Annotated in this window: 24 protein-coding genes; 15 read left to right on the top strand and 9 right to left on the bottom strand. The window is 72.0% G+C overall.

The window, feature by feature from the left end; all coding sequences use genetic code 11:
- The first annotated feature begins 48 nt into the window (after positions 1–48).
- On the top strand, positions 49–1,452 hold the full coding sequence (locus tag OG599_RS13025) for a cystathionine beta-synthase (RefSeq protein WP_327176151.1): 1,404 nt from the start codon (positions 49–51) through the stop codon (positions 1,450–1,452).
- 515 nt (positions 1,453–1,967) lie between these two features.
- On the opposite strand, the gene OG599_RS13020 is transcribed toward OG599_RS13025, so the two are convergent.
- Entirely contained in the window at positions 1,968–2,543 is a 576-nt protein-coding gene (locus OG599_RS13020) for a helix-turn-helix domain-containing protein (RefSeq protein ID WP_327176150.1), read from the bottom strand.
- A 230-nt stretch (positions 2,544–2,773) separates the two neighbouring features.
- On the opposite strand from OG599_RS13020, the gene OG599_RS13015 reads away from it, so the two are divergent.
- The 3 genes from OG599_RS13015 to OG599_RS13005 all read left to right on the top strand — a co-directional run bounded on the left by OG599_RS13015 (position 2,774) and on the right by OG599_RS13005 (position 5,264).
- Entirely contained in the window at positions 2,774–3,481 is a 708-nt protein-coding gene (locus OG599_RS13015) for a B3/B4 domain-containing protein (RefSeq protein ID WP_327176149.1), read from the top strand.
- A 201-nt stretch (positions 3,482–3,682) separates the two neighbouring features.
- Positions 3,683–4,537 carry a MurR/RpiR family transcriptional regulator gene (locus OG599_RS13010; RefSeq protein ID WP_327176148.1) on the top strand — a complete coding sequence of 285 codons (855 nt, stop codon included), beginning with the start codon at positions 3,683–3,685 and terminating at the stop codon, positions 4,535–4,537.
- 151 nt (positions 4,538–4,688) lie between these two features.
- Entirely contained in the window at positions 4,689–5,264 is a 576-nt protein-coding gene (locus OG599_RS13005; RefSeq protein ID WP_327176147.1) for a hypothetical protein, read from the top strand.
- A gap of 144 nt (positions 5,265–5,408) precedes the next feature.
- On the opposite strand, the gene OG599_RS13000 is transcribed toward OG599_RS13005, so the two are convergent.
- The 4 genes from OG599_RS13000 to OG599_RS12985 all read right to left on the bottom strand — a co-directional run bounded on the left by OG599_RS13000 (position 5,409) and on the right by OG599_RS12985 (position 7,762).
- On the bottom strand, positions 5,409–5,783 hold the full coding sequence (locus tag OG599_RS13000) for a hypothetical protein (RefSeq protein WP_327176146.1): 375 nt from the start codon (positions 5,781–5,783) through the stop codon (positions 5,409–5,411).
- Positions 5,784–6,057: 274 nt separating this feature from the next.
- The gene (locus OG599_RS12995; protein ID WP_327176145.1) at positions 6,058–6,516 is read right to left on the bottom strand and encodes a roadblock/LC7 domain-containing protein; all 459 of its coding nucleotides are present in this window, start codon (positions 6,514–6,516) and stop codon (positions 6,058–6,060) included.
- Positions 6,517–6,554: 38 nt separating this feature from the next.
- Entirely contained in the window at positions 6,555–7,298 is a 744-nt protein-coding gene (locus OG599_RS12990; RefSeq protein ID WP_327180018.1) for a transcriptional regulator, read from the bottom strand.
- 50 nt (positions 7,299–7,348) lie between these two features.
- Entirely contained in the window at positions 7,349–7,762 is a 414-nt protein-coding gene (locus OG599_RS12985; protein ID WP_327176144.1) for a hypothetical protein, read from the bottom strand.
- Positions 7,763–8,284: 522 nt separating this feature from the next.
- On the opposite strand from OG599_RS12985, the gene hutU reads away from it, so the two are divergent.
- From hutU to hutI, 4 genes are all read left to right on the top strand, one after another.
- A complete protein-coding gene (gene hutU, locus OG599_RS12980; RefSeq protein ID WP_327176143.1) occupies positions 8,285–9,988 on the top strand; it encodes a urocanate hydratase in 1,704 nt (567 codons plus the stop codon).
- Positions 9,985–11,238 carry an allantoate amidohydrolase gene (locus OG599_RS12975; protein WP_327176142.1) on the top strand — a complete coding sequence of 418 codons (1,254 nt, stop codon included), beginning with the start codon at positions 9,985–9,987 and terminating at the stop codon, positions 11,236–11,238. The genes hutU and OG599_RS12975 overlap by 4 nt, the downstream gene beginning before the upstream one ends.
- On the top strand, positions 11,229–12,566 hold the full coding sequence (locus tag OG599_RS12970) for a formimidoylglutamate deiminase (protein ID WP_327176141.1): 1,338 nt from the start codon (positions 11,229–11,231) through the stop codon (positions 12,564–12,566). Before OG599_RS12975 ends, OG599_RS12970 begins: the two co-directional genes overlap by 10 nt.
- A 208-nt stretch (positions 12,567–12,774) precedes the next feature.
- A complete protein-coding gene (hutI, locus tag OG599_RS12965) occupies positions 12,775–13,947 on the top strand; it encodes an imidazolonepropionase (protein ID WP_327176140.1) in 1,173 nt (390 codons plus the stop codon).
- Positions 13,948–14,063: 116 nt separating this feature from the next.
- Here hutI and OG599_RS12960 read toward each other — a convergent pair whose 3' ends face one another.
- Positions 14,064–15,092, bottom strand: a complete 1,029-nt coding sequence (locus tag OG599_RS12960; protein ID WP_327176139.1) for an RNA polymerase sigma factor SigF — start codon at positions 15,090–15,092, stop codon at positions 14,064–14,066.
- Between the two features lie 302 nt (positions 15,093–15,394).
- Between OG599_RS12960 and OG599_RS12955 the strand changes: the two genes are divergently transcribed.
- Together OG599_RS12955 and OG599_RS12950 are read left to right on the top strand one after the other, a co-directional pair.
- Positions 15,395–15,763: an STAS domain-containing protein gene (locus OG599_RS12955; RefSeq protein WP_327176138.1), complete on the top strand. Its 369-nt coding sequence runs from the start codon at positions 15,395–15,397 to the stop codon at positions 15,761–15,763.
- Positions 15,764–15,953: 190 nt separating this feature from the next.
- A complete protein-coding gene (locus OG599_RS12950) occupies positions 15,954–16,445 on the top strand; it encodes an ATP-binding protein (RefSeq protein WP_327176137.1) in 492 nt (163 codons plus the stop codon).
- Positions 16,446–16,547: 102 nt separating this feature from the next.
- On the opposite strand, the gene OG599_RS12945 is transcribed toward OG599_RS12950, so the two are convergent.
- Positions 16,548–18,035: an oligopeptide:H+ symporter gene (locus OG599_RS12945; RefSeq protein ID WP_327176136.1), complete on the bottom strand. Its 1,488-nt coding sequence runs from the start codon at positions 18,033–18,035 to the stop codon at positions 16,548–16,550.
- 485 nt (positions 18,036–18,520) lie between these two features.
- On the opposite strand from OG599_RS12945, the gene OG599_RS12940 reads away from it, so the two are divergent.
- Positions 18,521–19,198: a response regulator transcription factor gene (locus OG599_RS12940; protein WP_327176135.1), complete on the top strand. Its 678-nt coding sequence runs from the start codon at positions 18,521–18,523 to the stop codon at positions 19,196–19,198.
- A 38-nt stretch (positions 19,199–19,236) separates the two neighbouring features.
- The gene (locus tag OG599_RS12935; protein WP_327176134.1) at positions 19,237–20,502 is read left to right on the top strand and encodes an ATP-binding protein; all 1,266 of its coding nucleotides are present in this window, start codon (positions 19,237–19,239) and stop codon (positions 20,500–20,502) included.
- 34 nt (positions 20,503–20,536) lie between these two features.
- Here OG599_RS12935 and OG599_RS12930 read toward each other — a convergent pair whose 3' ends face one another.
- A complete protein-coding gene (locus tag OG599_RS12930) occupies positions 20,537–21,055 on the bottom strand; it encodes a GtrA family protein (protein WP_327176133.1) in 519 nt (172 codons plus the stop codon).
- 172 nt (positions 21,056–21,227) lie between these two features.
- Here OG599_RS12930 and OG599_RS12925 point away from each other — a divergent pair, with 172 nt between their 5' ends.
- Genes OG599_RS12925 through OG599_RS12915 form a run of 3 tightly spaced genes read left to right on the top strand, consistent with a single transcriptional unit; the run spans position 21,228 to position 24,142 of the window.
- Entirely contained in the window at positions 21,228–22,379 is a 1,152-nt protein-coding gene (locus OG599_RS12925) for a 5-(carboxyamino)imidazole ribonucleotide synthase (protein ID WP_327176132.1), read from the top strand.
- Complete coding sequence (gene purE, locus OG599_RS12920) at positions 22,376–22,912, top strand: 5-(carboxyamino)imidazole ribonucleotide mutase (protein ID WP_327176131.1); 537 nt, start codon at positions 22,376–22,378, stop codon at positions 22,910–22,912. The genes OG599_RS12925 and purE overlap by 4 nt, the downstream gene beginning before the upstream one ends.
- 12 nt (positions 22,913–22,924) lie before the next feature.
- On the top strand, positions 22,925–24,142 hold the full coding sequence (locus OG599_RS12915; protein WP_327176130.1) for a dipeptidase: 1,218 nt from the start codon (positions 22,925–22,927) through the stop codon (positions 24,140–24,142).
- A 108-nt stretch (positions 24,143–24,250) separates the two neighbouring features.
- Here OG599_RS12915 and OG599_RS12910 read toward each other — a convergent pair whose 3' ends face one another.
- The gene (locus OG599_RS12910) at positions 24,251–25,594 is read right to left on the bottom strand and encodes a UDP-glucose dehydrogenase family protein (RefSeq protein WP_327176129.1); all 1,344 of its coding nucleotides are present in this window, start codon (positions 25,592–25,594) and stop codon (positions 24,251–24,253) included.
- Between the last annotated feature and the right edge of the window lie 204 nt (positions 25,595–25,798).

The following is a 25,798-nucleotide window of genomic DNA, read 5'->3' as shown; positions in this document are numbered from 1 at the left end:
CGTACGCCTACTCTGGGCCGGACCATCTCGGAGATCCCGGAGTACACGGTGAAATTCCACGATTCGATGATCAGTCTTGTCGGCAACACCCCGCTGGTCAGACTGCGGAGCGTCTCGGCCGGCATTCAGGCGACCGTCCTGGCCAAGGTCGAGTACTTCAACCCCGGCGGCTCGGTGAAGGACCGCATCGCGCTGCGCATGATCGAGGCGGCGGAGCAGAGCGGCGCTCTGCGACCCGGCGGCACGATCGTCGAGCCGACGAGCGGCAACACCGGCGTCGGCCTCGCGATCGTCGCGCAGCAGAAGGGGTACAAGTGCGTCTTCGTCTGCCCGGACAAGGTGTCCACGGACAAGATCAACGTGATGCGCGCGTACGGCGCGGAGGTCGTCGTCTGCCCGACGGCCGTCGATCCCTCGCACCCCGACTCGTACTACAACGTCTCCGACCGGCTGGTCCGTGAGACCCCCGGAGCCTGGAAGCCCGACCAGTACTCCAACCCCGACAACCCGCGCTCCCACTACGAGACCACCGGTCCCGAGCTGTGGGAGCAGACGGAGGGGCGGATCACCCACTTCGTCGCGGGCGTCGGCACCGGCGGCACCATCACCGGAACCGGCCGCTATCTCAAGGAGATCAGCGACGGCGGGGTCACCGTGGTCGGCGCCGACCCGGAGGGCTCGGTCTACTCCGGCGGTTCCGGACGCCCCTACCTCGTGGAGGGCGTCGGCGAGGACTTCTGGCCGTCCGCCTACGACCGGACCGTCACGGACGAGATCGTCGCCGTCTCGGACAAGGACTCCTTCCAGATGACCCGCCGCCTCGCCAAGGAGGAGGGCCTGCTCGTCGGCGGCTCCTGCGGCATGGCGGTCGTCGCGGCCCTGGAGGTCGCCCGGCGGCTCGGCCCCGACGACGTGGTGGTCGTCCTGCTGCCGGACAGCGGGCGCGGCTACCTCAGCAAGATCTTCAACGACGAGTGGATGGCCGACTACGGCTTCCTGGAGGACACCGGCCCCTCCGCCCGCGTCGACGCGGTGCTCGCCCACAAGGAGGGCCCGATGCCCTCCCTCGTCCACATGCACCCGGACGAGACGGTCGGCCAGGCCATCGAGGTACTGCGCGAGTACGGCGTCTCCCAGATGCCGATCGTGAAGCCGGGCGCCGGACACCCCGACGTGATGGCCGCCGAGATCGTCGGCTCGGTGGTGGAGCGCGAACTCCTGGACGCCCTGTTCACCAAGCGGGCCCAGCTCACCGACCCGCTGGAGAAGCACATGTCGGCGCCGCTGCCCCAGGTCGGCTCGGGCGAACCGGTCGAGGACCTGATGGCCGTGCTCAGCGGTTCCGGCGGGGCCGACGCCGCGATCGTGCTGGTGGAGGGTAAGCCCAAGGGGGTCGTGAGCAGGCAGGACCTCCTCTCCTTCCTGGCGAAGGAGAGCGGCGCCACCGTCTGACCCTCCCGGACCACCGTCCGACGCCGGCTGGGCTCGTCGCAGAACTGGTACGAGCGCGTCACGTCCACGCAGCACCCGCTTAACACGCGTCCGGCACATTGGTGGATGTCGGCAGGGAAACCCGCCGGCACCACAGACGGCGACATGGACTACGGAGCGGCTCCCGGACCTCCAAAGTCGCCAGGACGCGAGTGCCCGGCCCTGACCCGGACCGCGTCCCTCGCGGGGACCGCCGTCGTCCCGCCCCCCGGGCGACCGGGGGTGCGGCGGTCCCCGCGACATACTTCCGGCGACGGCCGGCCGGGTTCGACCGGCCGGCCGTCGTTGCGTTCGGCAGCCGCGTGCTCCTGGCGCCTTTACGCCACCTTCTGCCGTGTACCTGGCGCAGGTACGCCGGAGGGCCCCATGGCCGGGGCGACCGACATGTCCTCCGGTCGGCGGGGCACAGGGCCGCCGCCCGTCCGACACCCGATTCCGCGCACAGAGGGCCCCCGGGGAATGGGGACAGCCACCCCTCAGGCGGGCCCCGGGGGAAGGTGGACGGTCATGATCAGGTGGCAGGGCTCGGTGCCCGAGCCGCGGTAGGTGTGCGCGTGGTCCGCGTCGAAGGTGGCGGTCTGTCCCGCCTCGACGGGATGCTCGGCGCCGTCGACGACCAGCACCATGCGTCCGGTGACGACGCTGACGGTCTCCACCACGCCGGACTGGTGGGGGTGGCTGGGGTACTCCTCGCCGGGTTCCAGCTTCCACCGCCAGATCTCGGTGGCCGCGGGGCCACTGGTGGTCAGCATCAACCGGGCCTCGCTGCCGTGCTCCCCCTTCCACAGGGGCATGACGGTGTCGGCGTCCACCACCCGGACGCGTTGCCCGGAGCTTCCCTCCATCAGCGCGGAGACGGAGACGCCGAGGGTGTCGGCGAGGCGGACCAGGGTGGCGAAGTTCGGGTTGCCCTGTGCCTTTTCCAGGGCGACCAGGGCACCCTTGCTGACCTTGGCGCGTCGGCCGAGTTCGTCCAGTGACAGGCCGGCGCGGGTGCGGGCCGTGCGGACGTTGTGTGCGAGCGTCCGCAGCGCCGCTTCGGTCTCGGCCATCGCCGCCGTCCTTTCGGTCAGTGGAACAGTGCAGTGTGCTGCACCGTGCGGTCGTTCAGTTGGCATATCACGGTCGGTGCGTTGTACGGTGTAGTCGTTCTGTTGATGGTAAGGGATGTAGCTCCGTGATCGCTCGGCTGCCGGCCCCGGGCCGTTCCCCGGCCTATGGATGCGCCGTCTTCCTGCCCTTGCCACCCGGCCCTCCACTCCCGGAACGGATCCCCCTCGCGATGACCACCTTCCGCCTCAGCCCCGCCGTCTCCGACGCCTTCCCCGACACCCTCGTCGCCGTCGTCACCGCCACCGGCCTGCGCGGCCACGAACCCTGGCCCGCCACCGCAGCCGCCCAGGAAGACCTGGAGCGACTGCTCGCCGCCGGAACCTGGTCGCCCGCCGACGAAAGCGACCCGCGTATCGAGGCATGGCACACCGCCTACCGCTCCTTCGGCACCAACCCCCGCCGCGTCCGCCCCAGCGTCGACGCCCTCGGCCGCCGCCTGGCGAAGAAGGGCACCCTGCCCCGGATCAACGCGGCCGTCGACTCCTACAACGCCGTCTCCGTCCGCCACGGCCTGCCGGCCGGAGCCTTCGACCTCGACCACGTCACCGGTGACGTCGAGATCCGCTACGCCGACGGCAGCGAATCCTTCACGCCGCTCGGTGAGCCCGGCACGGCCGAGAACCCCAAGGCCGGGGAGATCATCTACACCGACACCACCGACGTCCTCACCCGGCACTGGAACCACCGCGACGCCCACCGCACCCGCGTCACCGACGACTCCACCCATGTCGCCTTCGTCCTCGAAACCCTGCACGCCACCCGCGACGGCCACCTCCTGAAGACCGCCGCCGGTGAACTGCGGGACCTTCTCGCCGAGCACTCCACCCGGACCACCGTCCACTGCCTCGACCCGGCCCACCCGCAGGTCACCGTCTGAGCACACCGCGCACCGCGCACCGCGCGTCGTCGAAGCCGGTCACCGTGCCGGACGCCGCCGGTACGCCCGCGCCGACCGGAACCGCCGCCCGCCGCTCCTCTGTATATGGACATGCACACCGCTTGCTGGCTGAATGGACGCGACGGCGGCGGATCGCGGCGGCCCCGCGCCGCGACGGGGACGGACGTACGGAGGCAGAGCATGGGCGGGAGCGGACCCGCGGCACGGTTGCAGCGGCTCTTCGAGGGGCGGCGGCTCACACCGACCCAGCGCCGGATCGCCCACTCCCTCGTACGCCGGGCCGCCGACGCCCCCTTCCTGTCCAGCGTCGAACTCGCCGAGCTGGCCGGAGTCAGCCAGCCCTCCGTGACCCGGTTCGCCGTGGCGCTCGGCTTCGACGGGTACCCGTCGCTCCGCCGGCACCTGCGGGACACCGGGCCCGCCGACACCGACGGGGAGACCGCCGCCGAGGACCCGTACGCGTACAACGCCTACCAGCAGGCCGTCCACGCCGAGATCGAGAACCTGCGCCACCTCTCCGAACTCCTCGCCGACCCCGAGCCGGTGGAGCGGGCCGGACGGCTGCTCGCCGCGTCGACCCCGCTCCCGGTGCTCGGGCTGCGCGCCGCGTCCTCGCAGGCCCGGGGGTTCGGCTACTTCGCCGCCAAGGTGCACCCCGACGTCCGGGTGCTCGACGAGGGCGGCTCGATGCTGCACGACCGCATCGACACCGCCCGCCGGGCCGGCGCCGAGGTGCTCCTCTGCTTCGCGCTGCCCCGCCACCCGAGGGAGACCCTGGACGCGCTCGGCCACGCCCGCGAGCAGGGGCTCACCACGGTGACCGTCGCCGACTCGGCCTTCGCCCCGGTCGCCGCACTCAGCGACCTCCTCATCCCGGCCCCGGTCGGCACCGGCCTCGCCTTCGACACCGCCTGCGCCCCGATGCTGCTCGGCCGGGTCCTGCTGGAGGCGATGTGCGACGGACTGCCGGATGCGCAGGCCCGGCTGGAGTCCTTCGACGCACGGGCGGCGGCGCGGGGGCTGTTCGTGGAGTAGGCGCCGCCCCTTCATCGGCGGCACCCGCGTACCTGTGTGATGTCCCGATTCTCAGACGGAACTCAGATAAACCCACTAATCTGCGCGCCCAGAGGAACCGGCCCAGGGACAGCCCTGCGGCGCCGGTGGGTACGCGGAGAGGGGTACGGACATGGGGCGCGGGGCGCAGTCGTTGGCGAGGGTGGCCGTGATCGTGCGGGCCGGGGCCGCACCCCTGTGGTGGCCGGGGCTCCTGGTCGTCGTCGTGGGGGCGCTCGTCCCCGCCGGGACGGGCCGTCGGATCGGGCTGCTCACGGGCGCCGCGCTCTTCGTCGTCACGCTCGCCCTGGTGGCGACCGTCGGGGTCAAGCGGTACGCGGAGCTGGCGAAGGGGGCCGCCCGTGCGGGGCGCACCGACGTGCTCCAGGACCGGGCCGTGACCGTACGGAACTGGCGGCGCGCCCACCGCTGGTGGCTGCTCGGCGCCTTCCTGGTCGCCCTCGGCCTCGGCTTCCTGCTGCCGGGGGCCGGTGGGATGGTGCTGGCCGGGGCGGGTGCCGGACTGCTGCTGCGGGCCGTGCGCGTCGGGCGGCTGGAGCAGCGCGAGGACGTCCTGTACTGGGTGCGTACGGACTGGGTGCAGCGCGGCCGGCCCGCCGGCAAGCAGGTGAAGGCGTACCGGACGACCGGGCCGGTGGCGGGCGACGCGCGGGCCGGCGGTGCGCGCCGGGCCGCCGTCCGAACCTGAAGGCCGGGTCGCTGTCGGAATGTGAAGGCCGGGTCGCCGTCGGAACCTGAAGGCCGGCCCGAACACGCTGATGCCGCCGTCCCCTTCGTCCGCGTAAGGAAGGGGGCGGCGGCATCCGCGCGTCCGGGCCGGTCGTGGCGGTCCTCAGACCTCCAGTTCGGCCTCGATCCGCTTCAACTGGTGGCGGGCCATCGCGAGGTTGGCGCGGTTGGAGTCCAGGACCAGGTAGAGGAAGAGTCCGTTGCTGCCGCGGGTCTTGAGCAGCCGGATCAGGTGGTACTGGCTGCCCAGCGTGATCAGGATGTCCTCGATCTCTTCCTTGAGGCCGAGGTGGTCCATGGTGCGGAGCTTGGCGCGGACGACGTCGGTGTTTCCGGCGGCCGCGACTTCGAGGTTGAAGTCCTTGCCGCCGCCGAGGGTGCCCAGAGCCATGCCGCTGGTGTAGTCGACGAGAGCGACACCGAGGGATCCCTCGATGGACGACATCGCTTCCTTGAGTGCGGTTTCGGTGTTGGCCATGAGTGCTCGTTTCCTTTCCCTGACCGGTCGGGGTGACCGGTTCTTCTTCTGCGTGATGGTTCGGTCCTGGCTAGGCCGTGTCTGACCATTCCCGTCGGGCGGTCGGCGCCCGGCACGGCACCTCGCGGCGTTGTCGGACCGCCCGAGTACATCCCGTACGCGGGCGGTCCTCCGCCTTGCGACGCACCGCACCGGACACCGCCCGCTGATCCGACGCGAATTGTCAGACACGCCCTAGTGGAATGTGGGGGCGCCCCGGCCCGGTACCGCCGCCCTACACGGGGCGTTGGGGCAGTGCACGGGGCTGCGCCGGGCGGGCCGGAGGCGGGGGCGGGGTCCGCTCGACGCGGTCGAGGGCGGCGTCGACGAGTTCTCCGACCCGGGCGCTCGCCCTCCGGCCCTCCAGGTGGAGGCGGCCGACGTTGATGCGGTCCTCGGCGAGCAGGGTCAGTACGGCGGACGAGCCCGCGGCGTACGTCGCGATGTAGCCGGACTCCCCGCGGACCAGGAGCTCCCGGAATCCGGCGCGACCGGTCGCCTCCGTCATCCTGATCGCGACGCCGAGCGCGGCGGCGGTCAGGGCGGCGACCCCTTCGGCCTCCACACCGGGGGTGTCGTGGGCCAGCACCAGGCCGTCGGTGCTGGCGGCCAGCGCACCGCCGATGAGGGGCACCCGGGCCCGCAACCGCTGGAGTTCGTCGAGGACGTCCTGCAGTTCAGCCTCGGGCACCATCAGCTGTCTCCTCCCGGCACGCTGTCTGAGCGCGCGTATCACAAGCCCTCCAATGCATCTCGGAGCCGGCGCAGCAGGGCGACGTCCGGATCGGACGTGACATCGGGGAGCACGACCCGGCCGGGCGAGGCCGCCCCCGGCAGCGCTGCTTTGCGGACGGGCTCGACGAGCCCGGCGGCGGCGAGTCTCCGCAGGTCGACCAAGGTGTGGAAGGCCGAACGCCCCAAGACCTGGGCGATGTCGGAGGCCGTGCGAACGCCGTCGACCAGCTCCAGGACATGGCGCTGGCGCGACGGCACCGGGGCGTCCAGCGGGTGCGCCGCGCGTACGAGCGGGGAACTGTCGGTCAGCGCGTCCGGCCAGATCCGGTCCAGCAGCTCACGGCGCCGGAGCGTCTCGCGCTCGACGGCGCCCACCGCGACGGGCCGGACCGGGCCGATCCAGTGGGACACGCCGTACCGGAACCTGGTCGGCGTACGGGTGGGGGCGAGGACGAAGAAGGCGGCGTCGTAGAGCGCGCCCAGGTGGCACAACTCCAGTGCCCCGCCCGGGACATGGCCGCTGTCGACCAGATAGCGGCCGACCCGCCGGCCGGCCCCCGCCTGGGCGACCGCGTCCCACCAGCGTTCGTGACGCAGCGCCCCGCCCGTCGTGAGCAGCACGTCGATGCCGGGGGTGGAGGGGCTCTCCGCGTGCACCACCTTCCCGTCGGCGAGGTAGAGCGTGCCGCGGTCGCGCATCAGGGCACCGGTGGCGCGTTCGGCGGCGAGCCGCTGGAGCATCGGGGAGAGGACGGCTGCCTGGTCCACCTCGGGGGGCGTCGTCCTGATGTTCACGCCAGGACCAGCCGTTCGGCCAGCTCGCCCAGGCGTATCCGGGCGAGGGCCAGGTTGCCCTCGGTCCGGTCGAGCCAGAGATGGAGGAACACGCTGCTGTCGAAGACCGTCTCCACGAAGCGGATCACGTGGTAGCCGGTGTGCGTCGTGATGATGACGTCCTCGACCGGAAGTCCGGTGCGGGCGTTCGCGTCCGTCCGGCCGTCGGCGTACGGGCTGAGGGTGAAGGCGGGTTGCTCGGCCGCCATCCGGGCCACCTCGGCGGTCTCCGCCGCGGTCGCCTCGTGGTCGCCGTTGGGCGAGTCACCGATGGTGCCGAGGGCGAGGCCGCTCGTCCAGTCGACGACCGCGGCGCCCCGGGCCCCGGGCAGTCTCATGACTTCGAGCAGGCACTCGTCGATTCCCGGCACCGCGGCTTCCCCTCCAGGCAATGGCGTTCGGAGCTGTGATGCAGAGGCTACGCACGGTGGCCGGTCCTGGAGGGTGGTTTGGCATTTTCCAGTGGTACATGCGGCGGGCGGTGTAAGGGAATTGAGGAGAAGGCGTAAGGGAGAAGTCTGACAAAAGGAGGGATGCGGACGGAAGGCCAGGTCGCCGATTGATCGATCTGTTCCGGTTCTCTGTGGTATCCGCCGTTTCATGTCCGAGGGCGTGTGGGCGAAAGTCTTTGCTGTCCGAAAAACGCCGGGATGGCGTGAAAGCTGCGAGGGGCTTCGGGGTGGTGTTCGTGTGTCAGGTGTCAGCTTTCCGTCCCGTCCTCGACCGCTCGGTTTCGGCCGCCTCGCCCACGCCGTCCCGTCCTCGCCGTCCCGCCTGGCCCGCCTCGCCTTCGTCCCGCCTCCCCGTACGCCCGCGTGTCCGGAGTCGCGCCGTTGACTAGAACTATTCATCGCATCAGGATGTGAATGGATGGCTGACCAAGGAGGCGCACCATGTCAGGACCCCGCCCCGTCAGGGCCGCACGCGGCACCGAACTGAGCACCCTGGGCTGGCAGCAGGAGGCCGCCCTGCGCATGCTCCAGAACAACCTGGACCCCGAGGTCGCCGAGCACCCCGACAAGCTGGTCGTCTACGGCGGCACCGGCAAGGCGGCCCGGGACTGGCGGAGTTACGACGCCATGGTCCGTACCCTGCGCACCCTCAAGCAGGACGAGACGATGCTCGTCCAGTCCGGCCGCCCGGTCGGGGTGATGCAGACCCACGAGTGGGCCCCGCGCGTGCTGCTCGCCAACTCCAACCTGGTGGGCGACTGGGCGAACTGGGAGGAGTTCCGGCGCCTGGAGGCGCTCGGCCTCACCATGTACGGCCAGATGACCGCGGGTTCCTGGATCTACATCGGCACCCAGGGCATCCTCCAGGGCACCTACGAGACCTTCGCCGCGGTCGCCGCCAAGAGGTTCGGTGGCACCCTCGCCGGGACCATCACCCTCACCGCCGGGCTCGGCGGCATGGGCGGCGCCCAGCCGCTCGCCGTCACCATGAACGACGGCGTCGTGATCTGCGTGGACTGCGACCCGCGCGCCATCGAGCGCCGGATCGAACACCGCTACCTCGACGTACGGGCCGACGGCGTCGCCCACGCCCTCGCGCTCGCCACCGAGGCCCGCGACGCCCGCAGGCCGCTCTCGATCGGGCTCCTCGGCAACGCCGCGGAGATCCTCCCCGAACTGCTCGCCGCCGGGGCGCCGATCGACATCGTCACCGACCAGACGAGCGCCCACGACCCGCTGGCGTACCTGCCGGTCGGCGTCGAGTTCGACGCGATGGCCGCGTACGCAGCCGAGAAGCCCGCCGACTTCACCCGCAGGGCCCGCGAGTCGATGGCCCGGCACGTGGAGGCGATGGTCGGCTTCATGGACGCCGGGGCCGAGGTCTTCGACTACGGCAACTCCATCCGGGGCGAGGCGCAACTCGTCGGGTACGAGCGGGCCTTCGACTTCCCCGGCTTCGTCCCCGCCTACATCAGGCCGCTCTTCTGCGAGGGCAAGGGGCCGTTCCGCTGGGCGGCGCTCTCCGGCGAGGCCTCCGACATCCACCGCACCGACCGGGCGATGCTCGACCTCTTCCCGGAGAACGAGTCGCTCCGCCGCTGGATCGAGCTCGCCGGTGAACGCGTCCACTTCCAGGGCCTGCCCGCCCGGATCTGCTGGCTCGGCTACGGCGAACGCGACAAGGCCGGCGAGCGCTTCAACGACATGGTCGCGAGCGGTGAACTCGCCGCCCCCCTCGTCATCGGCCGCGACCACCTGGACTGCGGCTCGGTGGCCTCCCCGTACCGGGAGACCGAGGCGATGCTCGACGGCTCGGACGCCATCGCCGACTGGCCCCTGCTGAACGCCATGGTCAACGTCGCCTCCGGGGCCTCCTGGGTCTCCGTCCACCACGGCGGCGGAGTCGGCATGGGCCGCTCCCTCCACGCCGGGCAGGTCACCGTCGCGGACGGCACCCCGCTGGCCGGGGAGAAGATCCGCCGGGTGCTCACCAACGACCCGGGCATGGGCGTCATCCGCCATGTCGACGCGGGGTACGAGGGCGCCGAGCGGGTCGCGGAGGAGCGGGGCGTCCGCGTCCCCATGCGGGAGGGCGACGGTACGGGCGAGGGCGAGGGCGCCGCGACCGGCGCCGACCGCCGATGACCGGCCGCGACGGCGGGGCGGCCTTCCGGGAGATGTGGCGCGAGCTCGCTCCTCTCGGCCGCCACCCCGCCTCCGGCGGCTACCGCCGCTTTGCCTGGACCCGCGCGGACGCCGACTGCCGGGCGTGGTTCCGCGGCCAGGCCGAGGCGCGCGGGCTCGTCCACGAGACCGACCGCAACGGCAACCAGTGGGCCTGGCTCGGCGACCCCCGGGCGGGGGACGCCGTCGTCACCGGCTCCCACCTGGACTCCGTACCGGACGGCGGCGCCTTCGACGGCCCCCTCGGAGTGGTCTCCGCCTTCGCCGCGCTCGACGAACTCCGGCACCGGGGAGCGGAGTTCACCAGGCCGCTGGGACTCGTCAACTTCGGCGACGAGGAGGGCGCCCGCTTCGGACTCGCCTGCGTCGGCTCCCGGCTGGCCGCGGGCCGGCTCACCCGCGAGCAGGCCCACCTCCTCACCGACGCCGACGGCATCACCCTGCCCCGCGCGATGGAGGCGGCCGGGTACGACCCCGAAACGATCGGCCCGGACCCCGAACGCCTCGCCCGTATCAACGCGTTCGTCGAGCTCCACGTCGAGCAGGGCCGGTCCCTCGACCGCACCGGAGACCCCCTCGGAATCGCCTCCGCCATCTGGCCGCACGGCCGCTGGCGGTACGACTTCCGGGGCGAGGCCAACCACGCAGGGACCACCCTCCTCGCCGACCGCCGCGACCCGATGCTGCCGTACGCCGAGACGGTCCTCGCCGCCCGCCGCGAGGCCGAACTCGCCGGAGCGCTCGCCACCTTCGGCAAGGTCGCCGTCGAGCCCAACGGCGTCAACGCCGTCCCCTCCCTCGTCCGCGGCTGGCTCGACTCGCGCGCAGCCGACGCCGCCACCCTCGACACCCTCACCGCCGCCGTCGAACACGCCGCCCGGGAGCACGCCGAACGGGCGGGCGTCGCGCTCGACGTCGTACGGGAGTCCTTCACGCCCGTCGTGGAGTTCCAGCACGCCCTGCGCGACGAACTCGCCCGGATCCTCGGCGACGAGGGGGCGGGCGGAGACCCGGGCCGCCCCGTACCCGTCCTCGCCACGGGGGCGGGACACGACGCGGGTATTTTGTCCGCCTCCGTGCCGACCGCCATGCTGTTCGTGCGGAACCCGACCGGCGTCTCCCACTCGCCCGCCGAGCGCGCCACCGAGCAGGACTGCGTGGCCGGGGTCGCCGCACTCGCCGACGTACTGGAGGGTCTCGCATGCAGGTGACGACGTACTGGCTCTCCCACGCCTGGCTCGGCACCCACGTCGAACCCGGGGTCGCCCTCGACGTCGCGGACGGGCTGATCACCGCCGTCCGCACCGGCGTCGCGGCCCCGCCGCCCGGCGCGACCGCACTGCGCGGCCTCACCCTGCCGGGGCTGGCGAACACCCACTCGCACGCCTTCCACCGGGCGCTGCGCTCCACCGTGCAGGTCGGCTCCGGGACCTTCTGGACCTGGCGGGAACGGATGTACCGGATCTCCGCCAAGCTCACCCCGGACAGCTACTTCGCGCTCGCCCGCGCCACGTACGCCGAGATGGCCCTCGCGGGCATCACCGCCGTCGGCGAGTTCCACTACCTCCACCACGCCCCCGACGGCACCCCCTACGCCAACCCGAACGCCATGGGCGAGGCGCTGATCGCCGCCGCCGGCGAGGCCGGAATCCGCATCACCCTGCTCGACACCGCCTACCTCGCCGCCGGATTCGGCCAGGAACCCGACCGCCACCAGCTCCGCTTCTCCGACACCACCGCGGACGCCTGGGCCGAACGCGCCGCCGCGCTCCGGGGCGGCGGCCACGCCCTGATCGGCGCCGCCATCCACTCCGTACGGGCCGTCCCGGCCGACCAGCTGGCGACCGTCGCCCAGTGGGCCGCCGACCGCGCCGCCCCGCTCCACGTCCACCTCTCCGAGCAGACGGCCGAGAACGACGCCTGCCTCGCCGCCCACGGCCGGACCCCCGCCCGGCTCCTCGCCGACCACGGCGTCCTCGGCCCCCGCACCACCGGCATCCACCACACCCACCTCACCCGGCAGGACATCGAGCTGATCGGCGCCTCCGGCACCGGCACCTGCATGTGCCCCACCACCGAACGGGACCTCGCCGACGGCATCGGCCCCGCCGTCGCCCTGCACCGGGCCGGCTCCCCGGTCTCCCTCGGCAGCGACAGCCACGCCGTGATCGACCTCTTCGAGGAGGCGCGCGCGATGGAGCTGAACGAGCGGCTGCGGACGAACATCCGGGGCCACTGGACCGCCGCCGCCCTGCTCCGCGCCGCCTCCGCGACCGGCCACGCGGCCCTCGGCAGGCCGGAGGGCGGCAGCCTCGTCGCCGGAGCCCCGGCCGACCTGGCGACCGTGGCCATGGACTCCGTCAGGACCGCGGGACCCGTCGACCGGCTGGCCGCCGAGGCCGCCGTCTTCGCGGCGACCGCCGCCGATGTACGGCACACCGTGGTCGCGGGGCGCCACCTCGTACGCGACGGCCGCCACACGCTGATCGACGACGTACCCGCCGCGCTCGCCGACGCCGTCGCAGCCCTCCGCGACTGACGCGCGACCAGCGACCCGCGCGAGCGACCGGCGCGCGACCAGCGACCCGCGCGAGCGGCCTGCACGCGACCAGCGACCCGTGCGAGCGACCTGCACGCGACCAGCGACCAGCGCGAGCGACCGGCGCGCGGTCACCCCCCGGACCCGCCGACGGCCCGAAGCGCCACCCCGCACTCCGCCCCCGCGAGCGACTGGAGCAGCAGCCCCGATGACGAGCACCGTCCTCACCCACATCTCCGGCCTGGTCACCAACGACCCCTCCCAGGGGGACGGCACCCCGCTGGGCCTGGTCCGGGACGCGGCCGTCGTCATCGACGGCGACCGGATCGTCTGGACCGGCGAGTCGGCGCGGGCGCCCGCCGCCGACCGTGCCGTCGACGCGGGCGGCCGGGCCGTGCTCCCGGGGTTCGTGGACTCCCACTCCCACCTGCTCTTCGCCGGCGACCGCACCGAGGAGTTCAACGCCCGGATGTCGGGGCGCCCGTACACCGCGGGCGGCATCCGCACCACCGTCGCCGCCACCCGCGCCGCCACCGACGAGGAGCTCGCGGCCGGGCTCGTCCGCCATCTCGACGAGGCGCTCCGGCAGGGCACCACCACCTTCGAGACCAAGTCCGGTTACGGCCTCACCGTCGCGGACGAGGCCCGCGCGCTGGCCCTGGCCGCCGGGCTCACCGACGAGCTCACCTTCCTCGGCGCCCACGTGGTGCCGCCCGAGTACGAGGACGACCCGGCCGGCTACGTCGCGCTGGTCACCGGCCCGATGCTGGACGCCTGCGCCCCGTACGCCCGGTGGATCGACGTGTTCTGCGAGCGCGGCGCCTTCGACGCGGACCAGGCCCGCGCGGTCCTCACCGCCGGGAAGGCGAAGGGCCTGCTGCCCCGGGTGCACGCCAACCAGCTCGGCCCCGGCCCCGGCGTGCGACTCGCGGTGGAGCTGGACGCGGCCTCCGCCGACCACTGCACCCACCTCGACGACGCGGACGTGGACGCCCTCGCCGCCGGGAACACCGTCGCCACCCTGCTGCCCGGGGCGGAGTTCTCCACCCGCGCCGCCTGGCCGGACGCCCGGCGGCTCCTCGACGCGGGCGTCACCGTCGCCCTCTCCACCGACTGCAACCCCGGCTCGTCCTTCACCTCCTCGATGGCGTTCTGCGTCGCCCTCGCGGTACGGGACATGGGCATGACCCCCGACGAGGCGGTCCGGGCCGCCACCGCCGGCGGGGCCGCGGCCCTGCGCCGTACCGACGTCGGCCGGATCGCCCCGGGCGCCCGCGCCGACCTCCTGCTGCTGGACGCGCCCAGCCACGTCCACCTCGCCTACCGGCCGGGCGTCCCGCTGGCCGCCGGGGTCTGGCGGCGCGGCGTCCGGGTGGTGTGAGCGGCGCCAGGGCGGTGCGGGCCCCGCGTGGTGCGGGCGGCGCCCGGGAGCACCGCCCGGACATGCGTGTGGCCGCCCGGAGACACCGGGCGGCCACACGTACGAGAGGGCCGGGGTCACTCCTGGACGGTCAGCCCCTCGCGGAGCCGTGCCAGCGTCCGCGAGAGCAGGCGGGACACGTGCATCTGGGAGATGCCGAGCTCCTCGCCGATCTCCGACTGGGTGAGGTTGGTGACGAAGCGCAGCGACAGGATCAGGCGGTCGCGGCCCGACAGCGAGGCGATGAGGGGCTTCAGGGACTCGATGTACTCGATCCCCTCCAGCCCGTGGTCCTCGTAGCCGATGCGGTCCGCCAGGGAGCCTTCGCTCTCGTGGTCGTCGTGCTGGGCGTCCAGCGAGCCGGCGCTGTAGCCGTTGCTCGCGGTCAGACCCTCCACGACCTCTTCGCGGGTCAGCCCGAGGTACTCGGCGAGTTCGCCGGTGGTCGGCGCCCGGTCCAGCCGCTGCGACAGGGCGTCGCCCGCCTTGGCCAGGTCGATCCGCAGCTCCTGGAGGCGGCGCGGTACGCGCACGGCCCAGCTGGTGTCGCGGAAGAAGCGCTTGATCTCGCCGATGATCGTCGGCATGGCGAAGGTCGGGAACTCGACGCCGCGGCTCAGCTCGAACCGGTCGATCGCCTTGATCAGGCCGATGGTGCCGACCTGGACGATGTCCTCCATCGGCTCGCTGCGGGTACGGAACCGGCCGGCGGCGAACCTGACGAGCGCGAGGTTCAGCTCGACCAGGGTGGTGCGTACGTACGCGTGGGCGTGGGTGCCCTCCTCCAGGGTGTCGAGCCGCTCGAAGAGCGTCTTCGACAGCGCGCGGGCGTCCAGCGCTCCGACGGTCGCGGGGGAGGGGATCTCGGGAAGCCCTTCGAGACCTTCGAGTCCTTCGAAGCCGTCGCCGATGGGGTCCTCTTCGCCGAGGGGGGCCTCTTCGCCGGTGGGGGCGGCGGGTGAGGTGGTGCCTCCGGCGGCGACGCCGTCGGAGCTTCTGCGCGGGCCGGGTACGGCGCCGACGGCAGGGGAGTCGGAATTGGTCGGTCCCTGAGGACATGCCGACGTCGCGTCGTGGGTACGCGAACCGTCGAGCCGGGGTGACATGGTTCTCCTCCAGTGTCTCGGCATAGGGCTGCCGAAGCCGTTCGTGTTGCTGCGGTGAAGCGGCGCCTCCGAAGCCGGTAAGGGGTGGATGAAGCAGGTGTCCCTCTACCCTTACCTGCTCGGCGGCGGGAGTGACAAGCTCCAATTAGCCGTTATGTCCGGTTTGTTGAGATCTCCCGCTACCGCGGGACGGACGGACCGCGTAATGTTTCGTGCAGGTCGCGACATGCGCGCGGACACAGGAATGCGGGCGGCTGAGACGTCGCACGAGGCCCCACTGACCAACGGTGAAGAGGGACGGCATGGACCGCGGGACGGTCGGCAGTACGAACCGGGGAAGACTTCAGGTCGAGACCCGGACGGAGGGCGGCAGCGAGATCGTGACGCCGGTGGGTGAGCTCGATCACCACACCGCCGATCTGCTGCGCGAACCTCTGGAGAGTGCGGTCGAGCAAGGGCGCGTGCGCCTGATCGTCGACTGCTCCGGGCTCGAGTTCTGTGACTCCACGGGGCTGAACGTCCTGCTCGGCGCCCGCCTCCAGGCGGAAGAGGCCGGCGGGGAGGTCCACCTGGCCGGAATGCGGCCCGTCGTCGCCAGGGTCTTCGAGATCACCGGCGCCGAGGCGGTTTTCACCGTCCACGACACGGTCCAAGACGCCCTGGGCACCTGAGGTGCGCCTCCCGCGCCACCCCCGGCCGCCCCGCATGTCCCACGTGTCACGCGATCCGCTGGCCGGAACGGGTGTCGTCGGGTCCTCGCCGGGCAGGAGAAAACCCGGCGGAACCACGGCGGCCCGCATCCAAGAATCTGACCTGTATCTGTTCGATGGCGACACGGTGAATCGGTGAGGTGAAGCGCTGATGAGCACCACCCGGCAGCATCCGCCGGGCGGCCTCGGCCGCGAGCCGGACGGAGCGGACACGTCCGCACCCGTCCCGGCCGACCGGCAGTGGCGCACCCTCTCTCTGCGGGAGGCCACCGGCATCGTCCCGATGGCCCGTGACTTCGCACGCCAGGCCCTGCACGAGTGGGGCTGGCTGCCCGCCGAGGGCGCCGAGCGCCGCGCCGCCGCCGAGGACGTCCTGCTGGTCGTCTCCGAGCTGGTCACCAACGCCTGCCTGCACGCGGGCGGCCCCGAGGAGCTCCGGATAGGAGCCACATCCAAGGTGCTGCGGATCGAGGTCACCGACAACGGCGCCGGGCAGCCCGCCCCGCGCACCCCCCACCGGGCCGGCCGGCCCGGCGGCCACGGCATGTTCATCGTGCAGCGGCTCTGCCTGGACTGGGGAGTGGTACGCGTCCCCGACGCACCCGGCAAGACCGTCTGGGCGGAGCTGGCCGCACCCGCGTAGGGCGGCCGGCCCGTAGGGAACAAGGGCGACGACAACGGCGGAGGGCCGCCGCACCGAGTGAGATCGGTGCGGCGGCCCTCCGCCGTCGTCACGGAGTGCGCGTCAGCGCACGTCGCCCATGAGGGACTTCACCTTGCCGCGGTACATGAAGATCGCGGCACCCGCGAGCACCGCGAGCGCGGCCTGCAGGGTGACGATCCCGGTGCCGTTGAGGTCCACTCCCGCGATGGAGAGAAGGCTGGTGGTGCAGTCGCCCGCGGTGACCGCGAGGAACCAGACACCCATCATCTGGCTGGCGTACTTGGCCGGAGCCATCTTGGTGGTGACCGAGAGGCCGACCGGGGAGAGCGTCAGCTCACCGACGGTCTGCACGAAGTAGATCGCGACCAGCCACATCGCGGCGGCCTGGTGGCCGTCGGTGGCGATGGTCAGCGGCGCCAGGAAGAGGAAGAACGACGCACCGACCAGCACCAGGCCGGAGCTGAACTTCACGATCGTGCTCGGCTCCTTGCCGCGGCGGTTCAGTGCCATCCAGAAGGCGGCGAAGACCGGGGCCAGGGCCATGATCAGGATCGGGTTGACCGACTGGTACCAGGAGACCGGGAACTCCCAGCCGAACACCGAGTTCTTCGCCGAGTCCTCGGCGAAGATCGCCATCGTCGAGCCGCCCTGGTCGTAGATCATCCAGAAGAGCGCGGCGGCGACGAAGAACCAGATGTAGCCGGAGACCTTCCGCTGCTCGGTGCTGTTCAGATCCTTGTCGCGCTTGATGCGCGCCAGGACCATCACCGGGATGACCAGACCGGCCACCGTGATCGGGACGAGCAGCCAGTTCAGCGTGTAGACGCCGGTGGCGACCGTGATGACGTAGAAGACCGCGGCGATGCCCAGCCAGATCATCGACTTGCGCAGCGTGGTGGCGCGCTCGGCGGCCGAGAGCGGCTTCGGGGTCTCGAAGCTGCGCGCGTCCAGGTGGCGGCTGCCGAGCATGAACTGGAGGACACCCAGCCCCATGCCGACGGCGGCCAGGGCGAAGCCGAGGTGCCAGTTGACGTTCTCGCCGACGGTGCCGATCGCCAGCGGGGCGACGAAGCCACCGAGGTTGATGCCCATGTAGAAGATCGTGAAGCCACCGTCGCGGCGCGGGTCGTCCGGGCCGTCGTAGAGGTGGCCGACCATCGTCGAGATGTTGGACTTCAGCAGGCCCGAACCGATGGCCACGAGACCGAGGCCGACGAAGAACGTGCCCTCGAAGGGCAGGGCCAGGACGAGGTGACCGACCATGATCACCGCACCGGAGATGGCCACCGTCTTGCGCGGACCCCAGACCCGGTCGCCGAACCAGCCGCCGGGCATGGCGAGCAGGTAGACGAGCGACAGGTAGACCGAGAAGATCGCCGTCACCGCGGCGGGGTCCATGTGGAGCCCGTCGTCGGCAAGCAGGTACAGGGGGAGCAGGGCCCTCATGCCGTAGTAGGAGAAACGCTCCCACATCTCGGTCATGAAGAGCGTGGCCAGGCCGCGGGGGTGGCCGAAGAAGGTCGCCCCGCCGGTCTGGCCGGCGGTTTCCTTCGTCAGGCTGGACGCCATGGTCGATCCTTGCTGAATGGGGGCGCACCGCCGTGGAAGCGGGGTACGTCCGGTGGGGGGTGGCCGGCACCGACGCGCTCAGGGCCCTGCCCCTCGCCTGGAAGGGGATTCGCTCCGCCTTCCGGCCTCGGAAAGAGGTACGGAGACGGGGGACCGACCGCATCGGGATCCACACCCGGCGCGCGTCGTCGCGCTCCGGGCCCGGCCCACAGGTCATTCACTCGTTACAAGACTGGCGGGGACCAGCCCGCACATGAAAGGGACCTTCGGCGCGAAAAGCTGCCTGAAGGTCCCCATTAGTGCAACAGGCGTCGCAACACCATACGACACGACCTTGCGCCATATGGAAGGGTATGAGACATCGATCACAGGCGGGAGTGGAACTGTAGTCGATCATTCGAAGGTCTTAAGAGGGATGGGGCACTGACTCAAAGGCGTTCTCGCGTGCCTCACTCCGGGCCTCTCTCGCGGACTACCATCACCTCATGACCCGTGTACTGCTCGCCGAGGACGACGCATCCATCTCGGAGCCACTGGCCCGCGCCCTGCGTCGGGAGGGCTACGAGGTCGAGGTCCGCCAGGACGGCCCCACCGCGCTCGACGCCGGACTCCAGGGCGGCGTGGACCTCGTCGTCCTCGACCTGGGACTGCCCGGCATGGACGGCCTCGAAGTGGCCCGACGGCTCCGCGCCGACGGCCACGCCGTGCCCATCCTGGTGCTGACCGCCCGCGCCGACGAGGTCGACACGGTGGTCGGCCTGGACGCCGGCGCCGACGACTACGTCACCAAGCCCTTCCGGCTCGCCGAGCTCCTCGCCCGCGTCCGCGCCCTGCTGCGGCGCGGCGCCGCCGAGCCCGCCCCGCAGCCCGCCACCCACGGCGTACGCATCGACGTCGAGTCGCACCGCGCCTGGATGGGCGACGAGGAGCTCCAGCTCACCGCGAAGGAGTTCGACCTCCTGCGGGTGCTGGTCCGGGACGCCGGCCGGGTCGTCACCCGCGACCAGCTGATGCGCGAGGTCTGGGACACCACCTGGTGGTCCTCGACGAAGACCCTGGACATGCACATCTCCTGGCTCCGCAAGAAGCTCGGCGACGACGCGGCGAACCCCCGCTACATCGCGACCGTCCGCGGCGTCGGCTTCCGCTTCGAGAAGAGCTGACGGGACGAGCACGGAAAGCTGACGGGCAGAAGCACCTCATGCGCCGCCGACTGATCAACTCCACGCTCTCCGTGGTGCTCGTGGTGATCGCCGTCTTCGGCATCTCCCTGGTCCTCGTGGAGACCCGCACCATCAGCAACAGCGCCCAGGAGAGCGTGGACTCCGAGGCGCTGCGCCTGATCAGCGTCGTGGAGAGCCGGCTGCTCGGCGAGGAGCGGATCACCGCCGCCGTACTCGACGAACAGGTCGTCGGCGACCGGTACGCCCGCGTCGAGCTCCCCGGCCGCGCGCCGATCGAGGTCGGCACCCGCCCCGGCGGCAACGCCATCACCTCCGTCGTGAAGGGCGAGGAGGGGGAGCGGGTCACCGTCGAGGAATCCCGCTCCGCCGTCACCCGCGAGGTCGGCCGCACCCTGCTGATCATCGGTGCGGTGGCCCTCCTCGCGATCATCTCGGCCGTCCTCCTCGCCGTACGCCAGGCCAACCGGCTCACCTCCCCGCTCACCGACCTCGCGGAGACCGCCGAACGCCTCGGCTCCGGCGACCCGCGCCCCCGCCACAAGCGCTACGGGGTGGCCGAGCTGGACCGGGTCGCCGACGTCCTCGACGCCTCCGCCGAGCGAATCGCCCGGATGCTGACGGCCGAGCGGCGGCTCGCGGCCGACGCCTCCCACCAGCTGCGCACCCCGCTCACCGCGCTCTCCATGCGCATCGAGGAGATCTCCGTCACCGACGACCCGGACACGGTGAAGGAGGAGGCGAACATCGCCCTCACCCAGGTGGAGCGCCTCACCGACGTCGTGCAGCGGCTGCTGACCAACGCCCGGGACCCGCGCACCGGCTCCGCCGTCGTCTTCGACCTGGACGAGGTCATCAAGCAGCAGATCGAGGAGTGGCGCCCCGCCTACCGCGGCGAGGGCCGCGCCGTCGTCCGCTCCGGCCGGCACGGCCTGCGGGCGGTCGGCACCCCCGGAGCCGTCGCCCAGGTGCTCGCCGCCCTGATCGAGAACGCGCTGATGCACGGCGGCGGCACGGTCGCCCTGCGCACCCGCGTCACCGGCAACCAGGTCGTCGTGGAGGTCACCGACGAGGGCGCGGGCGTCCCCGCCGACCTGGGGGCACGGATCTTCGAACGCTCCATCAGCGGGCGCAACTCCACCGGCATCGGTCTCGCCGTCGCCCGCGACCTCGCCGAGGCCGACGGCGGCAGGCTGGAACTCCTCCAGCAGCAGCCACCCGTCTTCGCCCTCTTCCTCGGCAGCGTCGCCCGTACCCCCGAGGAACAGGTACGCCCGGTCCGCTGAGCGCGGGACCGGGCGTTTCCCGTGCGGGACGCGGTCAGTTCCGTACGGTGTCCGGCGCTACCGGCTCCGAGGGCTGTCGCCGTCCGGGAAACTGCTCCGCGACGGCCACGGCCTCCTTCTCGGGGAGCGCCTTGAACACCCAGGTGCGGTACGACCAGAAGCGGAAGAGCGTGGCGATCCCGATGCCCACGACCTTGGCGACGTTGCTCTGCACCGGGGTGTCCCAGCCGAAGCTGTACGTCGCCGCGTACAGCACGCCCGTCTCGATCACCGCGCCCACCGCGCTGAACAGCAGGAACAGCGCCAGCTCACGGGTGCGGCCGCTCTTGTCACGGTCCCGGTAGGTCCAGTACCTGAACCCCACGTAGTTGAAGAGGATGGCCACACAGGTGGCCATCAGCCCGGCCCGCACCGTCGGGATGTCCGTGGTGCGCCAGATCAGGTTGGAGACCGCGATGTTGACCACCAGCCCGAGCGCGCCGACCACGCCGAACTTGGCGACCTCCCGGGCCAGCCGATCAAGCCGGGTCCGCAGTGCGCCCCGTTCGCTCATGATGATCGTTCAGCCCCGTCCGGTCGGTTTCGTCAACCCGCTCATGCTAACCAGCCCGGCCGTGTGATGCCCGGGGCGTCGGGGCACCTGTCCAGCGACGACGGGTCCACGCCCCCGGTAGCCCATTCGGGCCAGAGTCAAGGGGCACCTGGACGGCGGATACCCTGGGGGCGTGACGTTCCCGGTAGTCGGCATGGTCGGCGGCGGTCAGCTCGCCCGCATGACCCACGAGGCGGGCATCCCCCTCGGCCTGACATTCAAGCTGCTCAGTGACACCCCGCAGGACTCGGCCGCCCAGGTGGTGAGCGAGGTCGTCGTCGGCGACTATCGCGACCTGGACACCCTCCGCGCCTTCGCGCGAGGCTGCGACGTGATCACCTTCGACCACGAGCACGTGCCCACCGAGCACCTGCGGGCCCTGGAGGCCGACGGCATCGCCGTACGCCCCGGCCCCGACGCCCTGCGGCACGCCCAGGACAAGGGCGTGATGCGGGCCCGGCTCGCCGAGCTCGGCGTGCCCTGCCCCCGCAACCGCATCGTCACCGACCCCGCCGACGTCACCGCCTTCGCCGGCGAGGGCGACGGCTACCCGGTGATCCTCAAGACGGTCCGCGGCGGCTACGACGGCAAGGGCGTCTGGGTGGTGCGCTCCGAGGCGGACGCCGCCGAGCCCTTCCGCGCCGGAGTCCCGGTCCTCGCCGAGGAGAAGGTCGACTTCACCCGGGAGCTCGCGGCGAACATCGTCCGCTCCCCGCACGGCCAGGCCGTCGCCTACCCCGTCGTGGAGTCCGTCCAGGTCGACGGGGTCTGCGACACCGTCATCGCCCCGGCCCCCGGCCTCGACGAGAAGCTGGCCGGCGAGGCCCAGCAGCTCGCGCTGCGGATCGGCGCCGAACTCGGAGTCGTCGGCCACCTCGCCGTCGAGCTCTTCGAGACCCGTGCCGCCGACGGGACACCCGGCATCCTCGTCAACGAACTGGCCATGCGCCCGCACAACTCCGGGCACTGGACCCAGGACGGTGCGATCACCTCGCAGTTCGCCAACCACGTCCGCGCCGTGCTCGACCTGCCGCTGGGCGACCCGCGCCCGCGCGCCCCCTGGACCGTCATGTGCAACGTCCTGGGCGGCGACTACCCGGACATGTACCAGGGCTACCTGCACTGCATGGCCCGGGACCCGCAGCTCAAGATCCACATGTACGGCAAGGACGTGAAGCCCGGCCGCAAGGTCGGACACGTCAACACCTACGGCGACGATCTGGCGGACGTGCGGGAGCGCGCCCGGCACGCGGCCGACTACCTACGAGGGACGATCACCGAATGACAGACCCGCGCACCGCACCCGTAGTCGGCATCGTCATGGGGTCGGACTCCGACTGGCCCGTCATGGAGGCCGCCGCCCAGGCCCTGGACGAGTTCGGCATCGCGTACGAGGTGGACGTCGTCTCCGCCCACCGCATGCCCCGCGAGATGATCGCGTACGGCGAGCAGGCGGCCGGCCGCGGCCTGAAGGCGATCGTCGCGGGCGCGGGCGGCGCCGCCCACCTGCCGGGCATGCTGGCCTCGGTCACCCCGCTGCCCGTCATCGGCGTCCCCGTACCGCTGAAGTACCTGGACGGCATGGACAGCCTGCTCTCCATCGTCCAGATGCCCGCCGGCATCCCGGTCGCGACCGTCTCCGTCGGCGGCGCCCGCAACGCCGGACTCCTCGCCGCCCGCATCCTCGCCACCGCCGACGAGGAGCTCCGCGAGCGGATGACCACCTTCCTCGGCGAGCTGAACGAACAGGCCACCGAGAAGGGCCGGCGGCTGCGGGCCAAGGTCGAGGGCTCCGGATCCTTCGGCTTCGGGAAGTAGGCAGGCAGCCCCATGGACCACGCGAACCACACGAACCACGCGGACCACCTGCGACGGGCCCGGGATCTGCTCGCCGTCCACCCCGTCGTCGACGGCCACAACGACCTCCCGTGGGCCCTGCGCGAACAGGCCGGCTACGACCTGAACGCCCGTGACATCGCCCAGGACCAGACCGGCTTCCTCCACACCGACCTGCCCCGGCTCCGCGCCGGAGGCGTCGGCGCGCAGTTCTGGTCGGTGTACGTGCGCTCCGACCTCGCCGGCGACGAAGCCGTCAGCGCCACCCTCGAACAGATCGACATCGTCGGCGAGATGCAGGCGCGCTACCCCGCGCACCTGCGCCGGGCGCTGACCGCCGACGACATGGAGACGGCCCGCACCGAGGGCCGTATCGCCTCCCTGATGGGGGCCGAGGGCGGCCACTCCATCAACAACTCGCTGGCCACCCTGCGTGCCCTGCACACCCTCGGCGTCCGCTACATGACGCTGACGCACAACGACAACCTCGACTGGGCGGACTCCGCGACCGACGTCGCCCGCCTCGGCGGACTCTCCGAGTTCGGCCGCGAGGTCGTCCGCGAGATGAACCGCTGCGGCATGCTCGTGGACCTCTCGCACGTGTCACCCGGCACCATGCGCGACGCCATCGTCACCAGCGAGGCGCCCGTCGTCTTCTCGCACTCCTCGGCCCGCGCCGTCTGCGACCACCCGCGCAACGTCCCCGACGACGTGCTGCTCTCGCTGCGCGACAACGGCGGGGTCGCGATGGCCACCTTCGTACCCAAGTTCGTCCTGCCGGCCGCCGTCGAGTGGACGCTCGCCGCAGACCGGAACATGCGCGACCACGGGCTGCACCACCTCGACACGTCCCCGCAGGCCATGCGCATCCACGAGGACTTCGAGGAGGCCAACCCGCGCCCGGTCGCCACCGTCGCCACCATCGCGGACCACCTCGACCACATGCGCGAGGTGGCCGGCGTCGACCACATCGGCATCGGCGGCGACTACGACGGCACGGCGTTCCTCCCCGAGGGCCTCGGGGACGTCTCCGGCTACCCGAACCTCATCGCGGAGCTGCTGCGCCGCAACTGGTCCGAGGCCGACCTCGCCAAGCTCACCTGGCGCAACGCGGTCCGCGTGCTGCGCGACGCGGAGGCGGTCGCCCGCGACCTCCAGTTCCGCCGGAGCCCGTCGCACGCCACCATCGAGCAGCTGGACGGCAAGGCCTAGGCCCCGCACCGCCCCCGCCTGCGCCGAGAGGCCGCCCCGATCCCTCGGGTGCGGCCTCTCGGCGTACGTACGGCCCGGCCCCGGGGATCCGGGGAGGGGAGGCGGTGATCAGGCGGTCGGGCGGCCCATCGCCCGGTACGTCCAGCCGGCCGCCCGCCACACCGCGCTGTCCAGGGCGTTGCGGCCGTCCAGCAGTATGCGGTGCGCGGCGACCTCGCCCAGCGCCTCCGGGTCCAGCTCGCGGAACTCCCGCCACTCCGTCAGGTGCAGCACCACGTCCGCGCCGCGCACGGCGTCCAGCGCGGTGTCCGCGTACCCGAGGGTCGGGAAGAGGCGGCGGGCGTTCTCCATGCCCTTCGGGTCGAACACGGTGACCTGCCCGCCCTGGAGGTGGATCTGCCCGGCCACGTTCAGCGCGGGCGAGTCCCGCACGTCGTCCGAGTCGGGCTTGAAGGTCGCGCCCAGCACCGCCACCCGGGTGCCCAGGAACGAGCTGCCGCCCACCGCCTCCCGGGCCAGCTCCACCATGTGGCCCCGGCGGCGCATGTTGATCGAGTCCACCTCGCGCAGGAAGGTCAGCGCCTGGTCGGCGCCCAGCTCACCGGCGCGCGCCATGAACGCCCGGATGTCCTTGGGCAGGCACCCGCCACCGAAGCCGATACCGGCCCGCAGGAACTTCGAGCCGATCCGCTCGTCGTACCCGATCGCCTCCGCCAGCTTCACCACGTCGCCGTCGGCCGCCTCGCAGACCTCGGCCATCGCGTTGATGAACGAGATCTTGGTGGCGAGGAAGGAGTTCGCCGAGGTCTTCACCAGTTCGGCGGTGGGGAAGTCGGTGACGACGAAGGGGGAGCCCTCCGCGACCGGAACGGCGTACACCTCGCGGAGCAGCTTCTCGGCCCGCTCGCTCTCCACCCCGACGACGATCCGGTCCGGGTGCAGGGTGTCCTTCACGGCGAAGCCCTCGCGCAGGAACTCCGGGTTCCAGGCCAGCTCCGCGTCCGCGCCCGCCGGGGCCAGCCCGGCCAGCAGCTTCGCCAGCCGGGCGGCCGAACCGACGGGGACGGTGGACTTGCCGACGACCAGCGCCGGGCGGGTCAGGTGCGGGGCCAGCGAGGCGAAGGCGCTGTCCACGTAGCTCATGTCGCAGGCGTACTCGCCGTGCTTCTGCGGGGTGTTCACGCAGACGAAGTGCACGTCGCCGAAGGCGCCCACCTCCTCCCAGGAGGTGGTGAACCGCAGCCGCCCGGTGGAGCCCTCGATCCCCGCCACGTGCTTCTGGAGGATCTCCTCGAGACCGGGCTCGTACATCGGGACCCGGCCCGCCTGGAGCAGCTCGATCTTCTCCGGCACCACGTCGAGCCCGAGCACTTCGAAGCCCAGCTCCGCCATGGCCGCGGCATGGGTGGCGCCGAGGTAGCCGGTGCCGATCACAGTGATCCTGAGGGCCATGGGTGCTCCTGGATGAAACGGACGGACGTGCCTCGCCGAGCATAGTCGGGGCCACCCGCCCGGTATTTCCGCCCCTTGTGCACCTTGTGTACCGCTTCTTCCGTGCCCTGGAGCGACTGCGACCACCCCGCCACCCGTTGTCGTCAAGCTCACGCGTCCGACGCGTAGGCCATCGCGCGCGTGCGGGACTAAAATTGGGTTACT

This window comes from Streptomyces sp. NBC_01335, from assembly GCF_035953295.1.
GTDB lineage: Bacteria > Actinomycetota > Actinomycetes > Streptomycetales > Streptomycetaceae > Streptomyces.
This window is presented reverse-complemented; position numbering and strand designations above follow the sequence as displayed.

Excerpts from the sequence above, each read along its gene's own strand:
- OG599_RS12915 (WP_327176130.1), top strand. The coding sequence starts at position 22,925 with ATGGACCACGCGAACCACACGAACCACGCGGACCACCTGCGACGGGCC.
- OG599_RS12930 (WP_327176133.1), bottom strand. The coding sequence starts at position 21,055 with ATGAGCGAACGGGGCGCACTGCGGACCCGGCTTGATCGGCTGGCCCGG.
- OG599_RS13015 (WP_327176149.1), top strand. The coding sequence starts at position 2,774 with ATGACCACCTTCCGCCTCAGCCCCGCCGTCTCCGACGCCTTCCCCGAC.
- OG599_RS12935 (WP_327176134.1), top strand. The coding sequence starts at position 19,237 with ATGCGCCGCCGACTGATCAACTCCACGCTCTCCGTGGTGCTCGTGGTG.
- hutU (WP_327176143.1), top strand. The coding sequence starts at position 8,285 with ATGTCAGGACCCCGCCCCGTCAGGGCCGCACGCGGCACCGAACTGAGC.
- OG599_RS12950 (WP_327176137.1), top strand. The coding sequence starts at position 15,954 with ATGAGCACCACCCGGCAGCATCCGCCGGGCGGCCTCGGCCGCGAGCCG.
- OG599_RS12970 (WP_327176141.1), top strand. The coding sequence starts at position 11,229 with ATGCAGGTGACGACGTACTGGCTCTCCCACGCCTGGCTCGGCACCCAC.
- OG599_RS13020 (WP_327176150.1), bottom strand. The coding sequence starts at position 2,543 with ATGGCCGAGACCGAAGCGGCGCTGCGGACGCTCGCACACAACGTCCGC.
- OG599_RS12940 (WP_327176135.1), top strand. The coding sequence starts at position 18,521 with ATGACCCGTGTACTGCTCGCCGAGGACGACGCATCCATCTCGGAGCCA.
- OG599_RS12990 (WP_327180018.1), bottom strand. The coding sequence starts at position 7,298 with ATGCTCCAGCGGCTCGCCGCCGAACGCGCCACCGGTGCCCTGATGCGC.
- OG599_RS12995 (WP_327176145.1), bottom strand. The coding sequence starts at position 6,516 with ATGGTGCCCGAGGCTGAACTGCAGGACGTCCTCGACGAACTCCAGCGG.
- purE (WP_327176131.1), top strand. The coding sequence starts at position 22,376 with ATGACAGACCCGCGCACCGCACCCGTAGTCGGCATCGTCATGGGGTCG.
- OG599_RS12975 (WP_327176142.1), top strand. The coding sequence starts at position 9,985 with ATGACCGGCCGCGACGGCGGGGCGGCCTTCCGGGAGATGTGGCGCGAG.
- OG599_RS13000 (WP_327176146.1), bottom strand. The coding sequence starts at position 5,783 with ATGGCCAACACCGAAACCGCACTCAAGGAAGCGATGTCGTCCATCGAG.
- hutI (WP_327176140.1), top strand. The coding sequence starts at position 12,775 with ATGACGAGCACCGTCCTCACCCACATCTCCGGCCTGGTCACCAACGAC.
- OG599_RS12945 (WP_327176136.1), bottom strand. The coding sequence starts at position 18,035 with ATGGCGTCCAGCCTGACGAAGGAAACCGCCGGCCAGACCGGCGGGGCG.
- OG599_RS12955 (WP_327176138.1), top strand. The coding sequence starts at position 15,395 with ATGGACCGCGGGACGGTCGGCAGTACGAACCGGGGAAGACTTCAGGTC.
- OG599_RS13010 (WP_327176148.1), top strand. The coding sequence starts at position 3,683 with ATGGGCGGGAGCGGACCCGCGGCACGGTTGCAGCGGCTCTTCGAGGGG.
- OG599_RS12910 (WP_327176129.1), bottom strand. The coding sequence starts at position 25,594 with ATGGCCCTCAGGATCACTGTGATCGGCACCGGCTACCTCGGCGCCACC.
- OG599_RS12960 (WP_327176139.1), bottom strand. The coding sequence starts at position 15,092 with ATGTCACCCCGGCTCGACGGTTCGCGTACCCACGACGCGACGTCGGCA.
- OG599_RS13005 (WP_327176147.1), top strand. The coding sequence starts at position 4,689 with ATGGGGCGCGGGGCGCAGTCGTTGGCGAGGGTGGCCGTGATCGTGCGG.